Genomic DNA, 13,950 nt, shown 5'->3' with positions numbered 1-13,950 from the left:
CTCGACGCATGGACCCGGCTCCTCCTCCTGCCCGACGAGCCCGAACTCGCCGCAGCCGAGCCGGAGACCATCCGGATGAAGCTCTATCTCCTGATCACCGCCCCGGTGGTCACTACCGGGGCAGCACCTCGACATACGCGGCCGGATCCCGGTCCGCCGCCGCCATCAAGGCCGTGCGGACCACCGTCGCCTGCTGCTCCAGCGCAGCCCGCAGCTTCCTCGGCGTGACGTGGACGACCGTGATGCCGAGCCGCTCCAGCTGCTCGCGCTTGCGGGCGTACTCCGACCACAGGGGGTCGTCCTCCTGCCGGAAGCCGTGGCGCGGCGCCCGCGTGTCCAGTTCCAGCGCCACCGCCTGCTCGGGCCAGTAGGCGTCGAGGCCGCCGAGGCAGGGCCCCCCGGGCAGCTTCAGATCGACGTTCCACACCGGCTCCGGAAGGCCGTACTCGCGCACCATCCGGTACAGGCGGTCCTCGGCCATCGCCCGGCGCTCCGCGAGGATCGAGTCCACCGCGTCCACCACGTGCGGGCGGCTGAGCAGTCTCGCCTGATGCAGCTCGCTGACCACGGCGGCCGGATCGCAGTGGCCGCCGCGCACCGCCTCGGTCAGCAGGCGGCGTACCGTGCTCGCGTCCGGCAGCTCGGCCACCGCGTCCGCCAGGGCGCGTGGAACCGGGGCGACGGGCAGTCCTGTCACCTGGTGCGCGGCCGGCATGGCCGGGGTGCGGAGCACCCGGGCGCAGCCCGCGCTGCGCAGCCGCCGCATCCGTGGGACCAGGACGTCGATCTGCTCCAGCGAGGTCAGCGGGGGAGAGCAGGTGAAGCCGTACAGCGTCAGCGCGGCCAGGCCCGTGATCACCGCGTCCGGCTGGGGCAGCGGGGGACGCAGGGCGGGCGCGCCCGGCTGGGACGGGACCGCGGGCGCCGGGCCGCCGGGTGACGAGCGCGTCGCGTAGAGCAGCACCGCGTGCAGCCGTTCCTCGGAGGTCGGCGGGCCCTGGTGCAGCAGGTAGACGCCCGGCAGGAACTGCTGCCAGGGGCCACCGGGGCGGCACTGCGCGTTGACTGTGGCGGCGGTCACACCGTGGGCGCGCAGCTGTGCCGTGGTCAGCACCCGGCGCTGCGTCTCCGACAGATGGCGGAGGGGGCGGGGGGAGAGCGGGGTGTTGTGCGTCATGCCCCCGACGTTCCCGCGCCCGGTCCGCGGCCTAACCCCTGTTACACATCCGTCGGTAAATGCGGACAACAGGGCGCTAAAGTACGCGCGTTCGACTGCCGAAAGAGGCTGGTCCGAATGGGGGTGGCGGCAGGTTACGGGTGGAGTTACTCGTATTTCGTAACTGTCGTTCCTGCGTACCCGTCAACTGCCGTTCCCACCACGGAAGTCCGGCCCGGCCGTGCGTCGGACATCACTTCCGGCGGTACCGCTCCGGCCCGTCCGCATGCGAGGCCGATTCGCCGGGGCGCCGGTGTGGCGCCCCGGCGGTGTCGTCCTAGCGGGCCGGCCGGGCGTCGCGGGCCTGGGCGCGCAGACTGCGGGCCAGGTCGTCGCGCGCCTCGAGCACCAGCCTGCGCAGCGCCGGCGGTGCGTCCTCGTGCGCGGCGAGCCACGCGTCCGCCGCGTCCAGGGTCTCGGGTGAGTCCTGGAACACGGGGAACAGGCCCCTCACCACGTCCATCCCGATCTGGATGGACCGCTCGGCCCACACCCGGTCGATCGCCGCGAAGTACCGCTCCGTGTACGGCGCGAGCAACTCCCGCTGCGACGGCTGCACGAAGCCGGCGATGGTCGCTTCCACGAGTGCGTTCGAGAGGGCGTCCGACTCGACGACCTGGGCCCAGGCCTGGGCCTTGACCGCGGCCGAGGGGCGCGCGGCCAGGCAGCGCACCTGGTGCCGCTTGCCGGAGGCCGTGTCGTCACGCGCCAGTTCCGCCGTGAGCACCGAGTCGTCCGCCGCTCCGTGCGCGGCCAGCGGCTCCAGGAACGCCCAGCGCAGCTCCTGGTCCACGTCCAGACCCTCGATCTGCGTGGTGCCTGCCAGCAGATCCAGCAGCAGGCGCAGGTCGGCCTCGTCGTGGGCCACCGCCGCGAAGAAGCGCGCCCAGGTCAGCTGGTGCTGGCTGCCCGGCTCCGCCTGGCGCAGCTCGCTCAGCGCGCCGTCCGCGAGCAGCCGCCCGCCCGTCTCGCGCCAGTCGGGTGCCGCGTAGTACGTCAGCGCCGAGTTCGCCCAGTTGTGGAGCATCTGGAGCACGCCGATGTCGGACTCGCGGCCGGCGAAGCGCAGCACCAGGTCGATGAAGTCCCGGGCGGGCAGCAGCGCGTCCCGGGTCAGGTTCCACAGCGCCGACCAGCACAGCGCCCGCGCGAGGGGGTCGGTGACGGAGCCGAGACGGTCCCTCAGGGTCGCGAGCGAGGTGTCGTCGAAGCGGATCTTGCAGTACGTGAGGTCGTCGTCGTTGACGAGGACCAGTTCCGGAGCCTCGGCGCCGGCCAGTTCGCCGACCACCGTACGCGGACCGTGGACGTCCACTTCGGCGCGCGCGTATCGGACGAGGGCGTCACCCTCGCTGCGGTACAGGCCCACCGCCACCCGGTGCGGGCGCAGTTCGGGGTGAGACTCGGCGGCCTCCTGGACCACGGACAGCTCGGCCACGCGCCCGTCCTCGTCCAGCAGCACCTGCGGGGTGAGGGAGTTGACGCCGGCCGTCTGCAGCCAGGAGCGTGACCAGGCCGCCATGTCCCGGCCGCTCGTCTCCTCCAGGACCGACAGCAGGTCCCCGAGGCGCGTGTTGCCGTACGCGTTCCGCTTGAAGTAGCGGCGCGCGCCCTCCAGGAACGCCTCCCGGCCCACATACGCCACCAACTGCTTCAGCACGGACGCGCCCTTGGCATAGGTGATGCCGTCGAAGTTGAGCTTGGCGTCCTGCAGGTCGCGGATGTCCGCCGTGACGGGGTGGGTGGAGGGCAGCTGGTCGGCGCGGTACGCCCAGGCCTTGCGGTTGTTCGCGAAGGTGATCCAGCCGTTGGTGAAGCGGGTGGCCTCCACCAGCGAGAGGGAGCCCATGAAGTCCGCGAAGGACTCCTTCAGCCACAGGTCGTCCCACCACGCCATGGTCACCAGGTCGCCGAACCACATGTGCGCCATCTCGTGCAGGATCACATTGGCCCGGCGCTCGTAGGACGCCTGCGTGACCTTGCCGCGGAAGATGTACTCCTCGCGGAAGGTGACCATGCCCGGGTTCTCCATCGCGCCGAGGTTGTACTCGGGCACGAACGCCTGGTCGTACTTCCCGAAGGGGTACGGGTAGTCGAAGTGGTCGTGGAAGAAGTCCAGGCCCTGCTTGGTGACCAGGAAGACGTCGTCCGCGTCGAAGTGCCGCGCCAGACCCTTGCGGCACATCGCGCCGAGGGGGATCTCCAGCTTCGTACCGTCTTCGAAGGTGCGGGAGTAGCTGTCCGTGACGTAGTGGTACGGGCCCGCGACGACACAGGTGATGTACGTGGAGATCGGCTTCGTCTCCGCGAACCGCCACACCCCGTCGTGCCGTTCGCCGGCGCCGTTGCTCCACACCGTCCACTCCTCGGGGGCGCGGACCTCGAAGCGGAACGGGGCCTTGAGGTCCGGCTGCTCGAAGTTCGCGAAGACGCGGCGGGAGTCGGCGGGCTCGTACTGCGTGTACAGGTAGACCTCGCCGTCCTCCGGGTCGACGAAGCGGTGCATGCCCTCGCCGGTGCGGGAGTAGGCGCACTGCGCGTCGACGATCAGCTCGTTCTCCGCGGTCAGGTCCTCCAGGCGGATGCGGGTGCCGTCGAAGACCTCGCCGGGGTCGAGGTCCTTGCCGTTGAGCGAGACCGCGGTGACGCTCGGGGCGATCAGATCGGCGAAGCTCGTGGCGCCCGGCTCGGCGCAGCGGAAGCGGATCGTGGTGACCGAGCGGAACGTGCGCGGGCCGCCGTCCGCGCCGCCGGGTGCCTCCCCCACGGCGGAGCGCAGGTCGAGCGACACGTCGTACCCGTTGACGGACAGCAGCGCTGCCCGCTCCTGGGCCTCGTCGCGGGACAGGTTCTCACCGGGCACGGGCGGCACTCCCTAGGGGCTGGGTCGGGGGACGGACAGGACCGATCCTGCCATGCGCCCCTGACAGCGGGTAACGGGGCGCACCACCTCTTACGGAGCCCGGGAATGGCCGGAGCGATCTCTGTTGTTGAATGGTGTAGGACCCCCTTCCCTAGGAGAGCCATGTCCGAGACCGTGACCGCTTCCGGCAAGACCCCCGTCGACTTCTGGTTCGACCCGCTGTGCCCCTGGGCCTGGATGACCTCCCGCTGGGTGCTGGAAGTCGAGAAGGTCCGGGACATCGAGGTGCGCTGGCACATCATGAGCCTGGCCGTACTCAACGAGGACAAGCTGGACCAGCTGCCCGAGGAGTACCGGGAGATGCTGGCCACCAAGGCGTGGAAGCCGGTGCGTGTGGTGACCGCTGCCTGGCAGAAGCACGGCGACGATGTCCTCGGCCCGCTGTACACCGCTCTCGGCACGCGCATCCACAACCAGGGCGAGGGCCCGACGCTCGAGGCGATCGCCGCCGCGCTCGACGAGGTCGGCCTCCCCGCGGACCTGATCGACTACGCCGACCAGGAGGACTTCGAGTTCGACGCCGAGCTGCGTGCCTCGCACAAGGAGGGCATCGACAAGGTCGGCCAGGAGGTGGGGACCCCGGTGATCGCGGTCCCGGGCGCCGACGGCGAGCAGCTCGCCTTCTTCGGCCCGGTGGTCACCCCGGCGCCCAAGGGCGAGGAGGCCGCGAAGCTGTGGGACGGCACCCTGGCGGTCGCCTCGGTCCCGGGCTTCTACGAGATCAAGCGCACGCGGACGAAGGGCCCGGACTTCAGCAACCTGTGAGCCTCACTCGGGCTCGGGCATCTTCTGGGGCGGATCGAAGGGCTTGATGCTCCACCAGTAGCGGATGTTGCGGCAGTCCCGCTCGGTGGTCGCGCAGATCCAGTAGTCCTCCACGTAGCGCTTCTTCGTCAGCTTGCGGATGATCTCGCGTTCGCGCTCGTCCCGCGGCTGACGGTGCGGCTGATCCGCTCCGCAGGTGTGGCAGGCGAGTGTCCTCTCGTTCGACATCTGCCTACGATCGCCCGGAACTTCGCCTACCGGTAGGTCCGGTACGGGACGGCCCCGCGAGTCACTCCCCTCAGGGAGTGTTCCGCTCGCGGGGCCGTCCGGTGGTGTGCCGCGCGTCAGCTCCTGGCTCGCACCCGCTGCCAGGCGTAGCCGACGGCCGCCAGGAACAGCGTCATCCCGCCGGTCGAGTACAGCTGCACCCGGGTGTCCGGCTGCCGCGCCATCAGGACGAAGATCGCCACCATGCCCGCCAGCGCCACCCAGGTCAGTGCCGGGAACGCCCACATCCGGACCGCCGGCCTGTCGGTCGCCTCCCGCTCCAGCCTGCGGCGCAGACGCAACTGCGCGACCGCGATGGAGAACCAGACGACCAGGATCACCGCGCCGATCATGTTCAGCAGCCAGGGGAAGACGTCGTCGGGCCGCCAGTAGCTGAGGACCACGCAGACGAAGCCGAACACACAGGAGGTGAGCACAGCCGTCCGCGGCACGCCCCCCGACACCCGGGCCAGCGCCCTGGGTCCCTGACCGCGCTCGACCAGCGAGTACGCGATGCGCGAGGAACCGTAGATGTTGGCGTTCATCGCGGAGAGCAGGGCGACCAGGACGACGACGCTCATCACCTGCCCGGCACCGGGGATGCCCAGGTGGTCGAGGGCGGCGACGTACGGGCCCTTCTCCACCACCTCCTTCGAGTCCCACGGGACCAGGGTGACGATGACCGCCATCGAGCCGACGTAGAAGATCCCGATGCGCCACATCGCGGTGCGGACCGGGCTCGCCACGCCCTTGACCGGGTCCTCCGACTCGGCCGCCGCGATGGTGACGGTCTCCAGGCCGCCGTACGCGAAGACCGACGCGAGCAGGCCGATGACGAGGCCCTCGCTGCCGTGCGGCAGGAAGTCGCCGAGGTTCGAGGTGCCGGGGGAGTCGGTGCCGGGCAGAACGCCCGCGATCGCCAGCGCGCCGAGCACCAGGAACAGGGTGATCGCGCCGACCTTGAGCGCCGCGAACCAGAACTCGAACTCGCCGAAGTTCTTCACCGCGGCCAGGTTCGTGCCGCAGAAGACCACCATGAACAGCGCCACCCACGCCCACTCGGGCGTGCCGGGCAGCCAACCGGTGACGATCTTCGCCGCGCCGATGCCCTCCAGGCCGACGGCGGTGCACAACAGCACCCAGAACGACCAGCCGGCGGTGAAGCCCGCCCAGGGGCCGATCGCCCGCTCGGCGTGCGCCGAGAAGGAGCCCGAGGAGGGGTAGGCGGCCGACATCTCGCCGAGCATCCGCATCACCAGCATCACGAGCAGTCCGGAGACGGCATAGGCGATGACGATCGAGGGTCCGGCCGCGGCGATGCCGGCTCCGGAGCCGACGAACAGGCCCGCGCCGATGACACCGCCGAGGGCGATCATCGACAGGTGGCGCTGCTTGAGGCCATGGGAGAGCGCAGTGTCCGGCTTCGGGGGCGTCTCGAGAGTGGTGCTGGGCATGAGAGCGGCTCGTCCAGTGCATGAGTCGGGCAAAATCGCCCCACAGTCTGGGCGGCCTCTCCGCTCACAGGGAGAGGCCGCCCACTATCCGGACACGCGTCCCACGGACCGTGAGGGTGAGGTCACGCAGCGACCGAGGTCTAGCTGGCAAAACGGGCCACCCGTGCCCAGACGGTGACCGACGGGCGAGACAACGGCAGTTCAAGAGGCAAGCCCGGTTGGTGAGACCCTACAGACGCCGCCGGAACCGCTCCCCTTCCGCGCAGCCCTCCACCTCCGTGACCGGTATCACGCCGCATCAGGTGTAGCACGCATCTTTTGTGAACAGCCCACCAAGCCACGGATCCCCCCTTTGTCGGGCACTGACGGTGATCACCGCACCGCCCCTGGGATAGCGTCGCCGTGTCCCGAACCGCCCCCTGCGCCGGAGTGAGTCCCCCATGAGCACCGCCACCGCCACCACACGTCCTGGCCAGGTCCTCGCCGACCTGCTGCCCTCCCCCAGGCTCTCGGCTTCGCTCGCGCGGGGAGGTGCCTCCACCCTGGTCCGTGATGTCGCCCTCGTGGTGGGCGGCGCCGTGCTCACCGGGCTCGCCGCGCAGATCTCGGTGCCCGTGCCGGGTTCCCCGGTGCCGGTGACCGGGCAGACCTTCGCCGCGCTGCTCGTGGGCACGGCACTCGGCGCCCGCCGCGGCTTCCTGTCGCTCGCCCTGTACGCGCTGGCCGGTGTCGCCGGTGTGCCGTGGTTCGCCGGTGGCGCCTCCGGTGCGGCCGCCCCCTCCTTCGGCTACATCCTCGGCATGCTGATCGCCTCCACCGTCCTCGGTGCCCTGGCCCGTCGCGGCGCCGACCGTTCGGTGCTGCGCACGGCCGGCGCGATGCTGCTGGGTGAAGCGATCATCTACGCCGTCGGCGTCCCGTACCTCGCCTTCGCCACCGGAATGTCCGCCAACGCGGCGATCGCGGCCGGGCTCACCCCGTTCCTGATCGGCGACGCCCTCAAGGCTGCCCTGGCGATGGGCCTGCTGCCCGGCGCCTGGAAGCTCGCCCGGAAGTGACGTCGTAATTCCGGCCATTCGGTACCGGGGGACGGGCCGAGTGCCCGTCCCCCGGTGCTTTTCCGGCCCTGTCGGGGTCGACGGCGGGTGACGTCGCACCGGTGCGGCCGGCCCGCAGCGAGACGAACGGGAAGGGGCCCCGCGGCCGTACGCCGCGGGGCCCCTTCCCCTTGCTCATATCCGTGTGCCGGTCAGGCGCCGACCTCGGCCCGCGCCTTCTGCGCGTCCTCGACCGGCTCCGCGGCCTTGCCGCCGCCGAGCGCCTGCCTGACCACGGCGATGACGAGCACCACCGCGGCGACGAGCAGCGACAGCAGGACGGTCTCGCGCCCGTCGTGCTCCGTGTCGGTCAGCATGTAGCCGAGGACGAAGACGATCAGTGCGGCCGCGGCCCAGGTCAGGTATGGGTACAGCCACATCTTCACGATCAGCTTCTCCGGCGCCTCGCGCTGGATGATCTTCCGCATCCGCAGCTGCGAGAAGCAGATCACCAGCCAGACGAACAGGGCGACCGCGCCACTGGAGTTGACCAGGAAGAGGAAGACCGAGTCCGGGTACTTGTAGTTGAAGAAGACGGCGAGGAAGCCGAAGAGGACGGAGACGACGATCGCCGTCATCGGCACACCACGGGCGGTGGTCCGGGCGAACGCCTTGGGCGCGTCGCCCCGCTGGCCGAGCGAGAAGGCCATCCGGGAGGCCGTGTAGAGCCCGGAGTTCAGGCAGGACAGCACCGAGGTCAGCACGATGAAGTTCATGATCTGACCGGCGTGCGCGATACCGAGGGAGTCCAGGGCGGCGACGTACGAGCCCTTCTTCGCGATCGCGGGGTCGTTCCACGGCACCAGGGAGACGACCACGAGGATCGAGCCCAGGTAGAAGACCGCGATACGCCAGATGATGCTGTTGGTCGACTTGGTCACCGCACGCCGCGGGTCCTCCGACTCGCCCGCCGCGAGCGTGGCGATCTCGCTGCCCATGAAGGAGAAGACCACCAGCAGCACACCGGTGAGGATGGTCCCGGGACCGTTGGGCAGGAAGCCGCCGTGGCCGGTGAGGTTGCCGAAGCTCGCCTGGTCGCTGTGGACGCCGGGCAGCACGCCGAAGATGGCGAGCGCGCCGACGACGATGAAGGCGCCGATCGCGACGACCTTGATTCCGGCGAACCAGAACTCGAACTCACCGTAGGAGCCGACGGACGCCAGGTTGGTGGCGGTCAGCACGGCCATGACGATCAGGGCCCAGCCCCACTGGGGGACGGCCGGGATCCAGTCCGCGAGGATCTTGGCGCCCGCGGTCGCCTCCACGGCGAGCACGACCACCCAGAAGAACCAGTACAGCCAGCCGATCGAGAATCCGGCCCAGCGGCCGAGCGCACGGTCGGCGTGCGCGGAGAAGGAGCCCGAGGTGGGGTTCGCGGCGGACATCTCGCCCAGCATGCGCATCACAAGGACCACAAGCGTTCCGACGAGGGCGTAGGAGAGCAGGATGCCCGGACCCGCGGTGGCGATTCCGGAGCTGGAGCCCACGAACAGCCCGGCGCCGATGACGCCGCCGATGGCGATCATCGTCAGATGACGGTTCTTGAGTCCGGCCTGCAGGCCGTTGCCGGGTTCTCCGGGGGGGCCAGGATTGTTTCCGGCCTTTGTGGGGGACGGCTGCGAGGTCATGAAACGTATTTCCTTTGAGCCGGTGTACGGAATGTGGGGGACGCACGTACGTACGGACGTGTCCGGTTCCTACGAGCGCTCCGGGGCTCGTACGAGCGGTGTACGAGTCGGTCCAGTGAATCGGAGGTAATGGAATTCGGAAACCTTTGATTCCGGATTGCTACTTGAGGTTTCCTTGAGGTTCTATAGCCTGGCTCACATTTTCCGGGGGTATGTACCCCGCGAGGCCGAGCGGCGAGAGCCGTGACACACTCGGACCATGCGCGTGTATCTCGGCTCCGACCATGCCGGTTTCGAACTGAAGAACCACCTCGTCGAGTGGCTGAAGGCCGCGGGCCACGAGCCCGTGGACTGTGGGCCCCACATCTACGACGCCCAGGACGACTACCCGCCGTTCTGCCTCCGCGCGGCGGAGCACACCGCGGCGGACCCCGACTCCCTCGGCATCGTGATCGGCGGCTCCGGCAACGGGGAGCAGATGGCCGCGAACAAGGTGAAGGGCGTGCGAGCCGCCCTCGCCTGGAGTGAGGAGACCGCCACGCTCGGCCGGCAGCACAACAACGCGAACGTCGTCGCCGTGGGTGCACGCATGCACACGCAGGACGAGGCGACGAAGTTCGTCGAGACGTTCCTGAACACGCCGTTCACCGGCGAGGAGCGCCACCAGCGCCGAATCGACATGCTCACGTCGTACGAGACCACGGGCGAGCTGCCGCCGATCCCCTCGCACCACCCGCAGGTCTGAGACAGCTGCCGGGGGCTCCGCCGGATCGCAGAGAAGCTCAACCCGGCTTCCGGGCGCGGCCCCGTCTTGTCACGTTCACCGGGAGGTAGGGCGACCGTGCCGGAGGGGCACACCATTCATCGGCTGGCCAAGGACTACGCGGCCCGTTTCGTCGGCGGCGCCGTCGGCGTTCGCAGCCCCCAGGGGAAGTTCGCCGACGCCGCCGCCCTCCTCGACGGGGCCGAGCTGCACACCGCCGACGCCCACGGCAAGCATCTCTTCCTCGGCTTCCGCGACGGCGAATGGGTGCATATCCATTTGGGCCTCTTCGGCAAGGTCGCGTTCGGCGACGCCCCCCCGCCCCCGCCCACTGACACGGTCCGCCTCCGCCTCACGAACGAGGCCTCCTTTGTGGATCTCGTCGGCCCCACCACCTGCGCGCTGATCACCGCCGAGGAGAAGGCGGCCGTACACCGCCGCCTCGGCCCCGACCCGCTCCGCGACGACGCCGACCCCACGTCCGCGTACCGCCGCGTCGTGCGCAGCCGTACGTCCATCGCCGCCCTTCTCATGGATCAGAAGGTCATCGCCGGCGTCGGCAACGTCTACCGCGCCGAGGTCCTCTTCCGCCACCGGATCGACCCCTACCGGCCCGGCCGGGACGTCACGCCCGCCGAGTGGGACGCGATCTGGGCCGATCTCGTCGAGCTCATGCATGAGGGGGTGCGGAACAACCGCATCGACACCGTCCGCCCCGAACACACCCCCGAGGCCATGGACCGCCCGCCGCGCGTCGACGACCACGGTGGCGAGGTGTACGTGTACCGCAGGGCGACCCTGCCCTGCCACATCTGTGGCGGCGAGATCCGCACCGCCGATCTCGCCGCCCGCAACCTCTTCTGGTGCCCGGCCTGCCAGAAGCCGTAGCCGGTGACCGCGGCTAGAAGCCGTGCGGCAGCCACGGCGCCGCCACCGAGCCGAACGCCGACGCCGACTCCGCCAGCGCTCCGTGCCGCAGCTCCCGGACCCGCCCTGCCGACGCCAGCGAGGCCAGAGACACACCGCCGAGATACGCCGCCCCCAACTCCCGTATGGACAGCGCGAGATCGGCCGCGTCGGTGGTGCGTACGCAGGACGCGCCCTTCGTATCGCCGGTGAGCCGCCAACGCCCGGTGTTCCAGGGGCAGAACGCGTCCTCGACCTCGAACACCACGTCCACCGGCGTCTGGTAGGTCCGCGCCTCCAGCGCCGCCGCCACGTCGACCAGCCGCAGATACAGCCCGTCCCGCAGCCGTGGCCGGCACCGCCGGATGTCGGACACCATGTGCTGCCACCCGTCGTCGACGGGCCTTCCGCGCACGTACAGCGTGGTCATCAGATCGATGCCCATCAGGAAGCGCCACAGGGCCGCGTCCGTCGCCGGATCGAGAGCGGCCAGCTCGAGCAGGCTCACCGTGCCGTCGTGCCCGGAGACCCCCCAGCCGAGCTTGGTGCGGAAGCGTGCGTACCCGGTGATCGCTCCGTCCCGCTCGGCGACCACGCACTGCAGCGGCGACGCGCCCTCCCGCTCGCTCGGCGGGTCGAGCAGCGCCACCCTCTCCCAGCCGGGCTGCCGCGCCAGCATGCCGGGACGGCCGGGCACCAGCCGCGCGTACACGGCCTCGCAGGCGTCGAGGACGTCGGCTGGGGCGGCGTACCGCAGCCGTACGTCATCCGTGCCGGCCGGAACGGACAGGCCGACCCGGCTCGTGTCGATCTCGGCGCCCATGTGGAAGGTCGCGGCTCCGTATCCGAACCGGGAGTAGATCGCCGGTTCCGACGCGGTCAGTACCGCGAGCGGTTCGCCCCAGGAACGGATGTCGTCCAGCTGCCGGCGCATCATCGAGGTCAGTATCCCGCGTCGGCGGTGCGTGGCCGCCACGCTCACCATCGTGATGCCGGCCGCGGGGACCGAGGCGCCGCCGGGAACCGTGAGCCGGAAGCTGAAGGCCCCCGCCGTTCCGATACACTCCTCTCCGTCCCATACGCCCAGAGAGCGATCGAATTCGGTGAGTTCGTTCCATAGTTCACGCTCTTCGGCCGATTCATCCGCCCCGCCGAAGGCCCGGAGGAGGTTGCCGTACCACTCGTTCCACTCGTCCTGCCGCAGCACCCGCACGTCGGTCGTCATGCGCCATGACTATCAGGGCAATGCAGGACGAGCGAGGGGATTTCCCCCTGGTCATGGGTGTCGCGTTGCTGTGAAGTTCAGCGCTCGGACGGGGGACAAGTGGGACCTCCCGTGCCAAGGGCCTGGTCGGATGGATAGGGTCCCGAGCAATGGCAGCAGGACAAGAGCGGCGCTCGGAAGCCGACACGTTCACGGCCCGGTTGAAGAAGCAGTGGCACCGGGCCAGAACCGGCCTGCGCAGATCCGCCGTGGACTACTTCCGCGGGGACGGCTCGGACTGGGTGGCGCTCGCCGGCCTGCTGCTGATGATCCCCCTGATAGCGGCGACCACCCTGGTCGACCCCGTATGGTGCTCGCCCGCCGTCCTCGTCCTGCCGATCGTGGCGGGCGGCCTGCTTCTGCGGCCCTCCAGCCTGCTCAGCCTGTACGCCGCCGCGGCCACCGCGCTGATCGTCGAGTCCGTCAGACTCGGCCCGTACACGGAGGGGCCCTCGCGGGTCACGCCCGGCATCGTGCTCGTGGTCGCGGCCTGCGGTTTCTTCGGACTGCTGATCGCGCAGTTCCGCAGCCGCGTCGGGGTGCCCTGGCGGCGCGGCGGAACCATGCTCTTCGACCTGCGCGAACGCATCCGGGTGCAGAGCAAGCTGCCGAAGCTGCCACTCGGCTGGCACCGTGAGATGGCGCTCAGACCGGCCGGCGGGCAGTCGTTCTCGGGTGACTTCGTGGTGGCGGCCCGCACCAACGGGGGCCGCACGCTGGAGGTCGTCCTCACGGACGTCTCGGGCAAGGGCATGGACGCGGGGTCGCGCGCCCTGCTGCTGTCGGGGGCCTTCGGGGGACTGCTCGGCTCACTGCCGCCGCACGCGTTCCTGCCGGCGGCGAACGGCTATCTGCTCCGCCAGGACTGGGACGAGGGCTTCGCGACCTCCATCCACCTGGTCCTCGACCTGGACTCGGGTGACTACGAGCTGTACTCGGCCGGTCACCCGCCGGGCCTCCAGCTCAGCGCCGGCAGCGGCCGCTGGGAGGAGAAGGCGGCGGAAGGCCCACTCCTCGGTGTCTACGACGGCGCCCAGTTCGACTCCGTGAAGGGCTCGCTCCGACCCGGTGACGTCTTGATGCTGTTCACCGACGGCCTGGTGGAGACCTCCGACCGCGACATCGTCGAGGGCATCGACCGCCTCACCGGCGAGGCCGACCGCTATGTCGTCGGCGGCTTCCACGGCGCCGCCTGGCATCTCATCGAAGCGGTGGCGAAGGACGTGAACGACGACCGGGCGCTGCTGTTGATCTGCCGGGAGGGCCCGACGGTCTCGGTCGCGCGCTGAGCGACCGCACGCGGGCCCTGCACGCGCCCTGCGGACGCTGATTGCCGCGGGTCCGATTCGCGACGGTGATCATCGCACCGGGACCGGCGACGAGCGCGTTCCCGTCCCAACTCCCCATCCTGGCCGGTGACCTGGATGAGTTGCGAAGGATGCCCCGTATCACACCACAGCCGGGTCACACCTTTGTGGCGGCTCTGTGAGCGTCGATTGCACGGGCAATCCCCCAGTTGATAGAGATGGCAACACGTACGTCTCAGGCGGAACACGACCGATGGGTCGGAACGGGGAGGCACGATGAAGTTCGACATGGGGGCGCAGACCCTGTCGACGCTGATGAAGGGCTCGCGTGGGTCGAGCGAGGATCTGGGGTCGTTGATC

Annotated in this window: 11 protein-coding genes; 5 read left to right on the top strand and 6 right to left on the bottom strand. The window is 70.1% G+C overall.

Annotation, left to right across the window (positions count from 1 at the left end; genetic code table 11):
* Positions 1 to 112: 112 nt before the first annotated feature.
* Both ACWDA7_RS42790 and pepN read right to left on the bottom strand, forming a co-directional pair.
* On the bottom strand, positions 113 to 1,177 hold the full coding sequence (locus ACWDA7_RS42790; RefSeq protein ID WP_450612246.1) for a hypothetical protein: 1,065 nt from the start codon (positions 1,175 to 1,177) through the stop codon (positions 113 to 115).
* A 316-nt stretch (positions 1,178 to 1,493) separates the two neighbouring features.
* Positions 1,494 to 4,079, bottom strand: coding sequence for an aminopeptidase N (gene pepN / locus ACWDA7_RS42785; protein WP_450612244.1), 2,586 nt, complete (start codon positions 4,077 to 4,079; stop codon positions 1,494 to 1,496).
* Positions 4,080 to 4,241: 162 nt separating this feature from the next.
* Between pepN and ACWDA7_RS42780 the strand changes: the two genes are divergently transcribed.
* Positions 4,242 to 4,904 (top strand): mycothiol-dependent nitroreductase Rv2466c family protein, encoded by a 663-nt coding sequence (locus ACWDA7_RS42780; protein ID WP_450612242.1) that lies wholly within the window; start codon positions 4,242 to 4,244, stop codon positions 4,902 to 4,904.
* Positions 4,905 to 4,907: 3 nt separating this feature from the next.
* Here the strand turns inward: ACWDA7_RS42780 and ACWDA7_RS42775 are convergent, their stop codons facing one another.
* Positions 4,908 to 5,132, bottom strand: coding sequence for a hypothetical protein (locus ACWDA7_RS42775; RefSeq protein WP_359400757.1), 225 nt, complete (start codon positions 5,130 to 5,132; stop codon positions 4,908 to 4,910).
* 116 nt (positions 5,133 to 5,248) lie between these two features.
* Positions 5,249 to 6,625, bottom strand: coding sequence for an amino acid permease (locus ACWDA7_RS42770; protein WP_450612240.1), 1,377 nt, complete (start codon positions 6,623 to 6,625; stop codon positions 5,249 to 5,251).
* Positions 6,626 to 7,065: 440 nt separating this feature from the next.
* Here ACWDA7_RS42770 and ACWDA7_RS42765 point away from each other — a divergent pair, with 440 nt between their 5' ends.
* The gene (locus tag ACWDA7_RS42765) at positions 7,066 to 7,683 is read left to right on the top strand and encodes a biotin transporter BioY (protein ID WP_432927744.1); all 618 of its coding nucleotides are present in this window, start codon (positions 7,066 to 7,068) and stop codon (positions 7,681 to 7,683) included.
* A 191-nt stretch (positions 7,684 to 7,874) separates the two neighbouring features.
* On the opposite strand, the gene ACWDA7_RS42760 is transcribed toward ACWDA7_RS42765, so the two are convergent.
* Positions 7,875 to 9,350: an amino acid permease gene (locus ACWDA7_RS42760; RefSeq protein ID WP_450612238.1), complete on the bottom strand. Its 1,476-nt coding sequence runs from the start codon at positions 9,348 to 9,350 to the stop codon at positions 7,875 to 7,877.
* Positions 9,351 to 9,609: 259 nt separating this feature from the next.
* On the opposite strand from ACWDA7_RS42760, the gene ACWDA7_RS42755 reads away from it, so the two are divergent.
* Positions 9,610 to 10,095 (top strand): ribose-5-phosphate isomerase, encoded by a 486-nt coding sequence (locus tag ACWDA7_RS42755; protein WP_450612236.1) that lies wholly within the window; start codon positions 9,610 to 9,612, stop codon positions 10,093 to 10,095.
* Between the two features lie 96 nt (positions 10,096 to 10,191).
* Positions 10,192 to 11,001, top strand: a complete 810-nt coding sequence (locus tag ACWDA7_RS42750) for an Fpg/Nei family DNA glycosylase (RefSeq protein WP_450612235.1) — start codon at positions 10,192 to 10,194, stop codon at positions 10,999 to 11,001.
* Between the two features lie 13 nt (positions 11,002 to 11,014).
* Here ACWDA7_RS42750 and ACWDA7_RS42745 read toward each other — a convergent pair whose 3' ends face one another.
* Entirely contained in the window at positions 11,015 to 12,244 is a 1,230-nt protein-coding gene (locus ACWDA7_RS42745) for a GNAT family N-acetyltransferase (protein WP_450612233.1), read from the bottom strand.
* Between the two features lie 149 nt (positions 12,245 to 12,393).
* On the opposite strand from ACWDA7_RS42745, the gene ACWDA7_RS42740 reads away from it, so the two are divergent.
* Positions 12,394 to 13,572 carry a PP2C family protein-serine/threonine phosphatase gene (locus tag ACWDA7_RS42740; protein ID WP_359400779.1) on the top strand — a complete coding sequence of 393 codons (1,179 nt, stop codon included), beginning with the start codon at positions 12,394 to 12,396 and terminating at the stop codon, positions 13,570 to 13,572.
* Positions 13,573 to 13,950: the final 378 nt, after the last annotated feature.

Source organism: Streptomyces sp. NPDC001156 (genome assembly GCF_053598275.1).
The sequence above is the reverse complement of the archived record's forward strand: the minus strand, read 5'-3'. Positions and strand labels throughout refer to the sequence as shown.

Excerpts from the sequence above, each read along its gene's own strand:
- ACWDA7_RS42765 (WP_432927744.1), top strand. The coding sequence starts at position 7,066 with ATGAGCACCGCCACCGCCACCACACGTCCTGGCCAGGTCCTCGCCGAC.
- ACWDA7_RS42770 (WP_450612240.1), bottom strand. The coding sequence starts at position 6,625 with ATGCCCAGCACCACTCTCGAGACGCCCCCGAAGCCGGACACTGCGCTC.
- ACWDA7_RS42790 (WP_450612246.1), bottom strand. The coding sequence starts at position 1,177 with ATGACGCACAACACCCCGCTCTCCCCCCGCCCCCTCCGCCATCTGTCG.
- ACWDA7_RS42745 (WP_450612233.1), bottom strand. The coding sequence starts at position 12,244 with ATGACGACCGACGTGCGGGTGCTGCGGCAGGACGAGTGGAACGAGTGG.
- ACWDA7_RS42760 (WP_450612238.1), bottom strand. The coding sequence starts at position 9,350 with ATGACCTCGCAGCCGTCCCCCACAAAGGCCGGAAACAATCCTGGCCCC.
- ACWDA7_RS42775 (WP_359400757.1), bottom strand. The coding sequence starts at position 5,132 with ATGTCGAACGAGAGGACACTCGCCTGCCACACCTGCGGAGCGGATCAG.
- ACWDA7_RS42755 (WP_450612236.1), top strand. The coding sequence starts at position 9,610 with ATGCGCGTGTATCTCGGCTCCGACCATGCCGGTTTCGAACTGAAGAAC.
- ACWDA7_RS42780 (WP_450612242.1), top strand. The coding sequence starts at position 4,242 with ATGTCCGAGACCGTGACCGCTTCCGGCAAGACCCCCGTCGACTTCTGG.
- ACWDA7_RS42740 (WP_359400779.1), top strand. The coding sequence starts at position 12,394 with ATGGCAGCAGGACAAGAGCGGCGCTCGGAAGCCGACACGTTCACGGCC.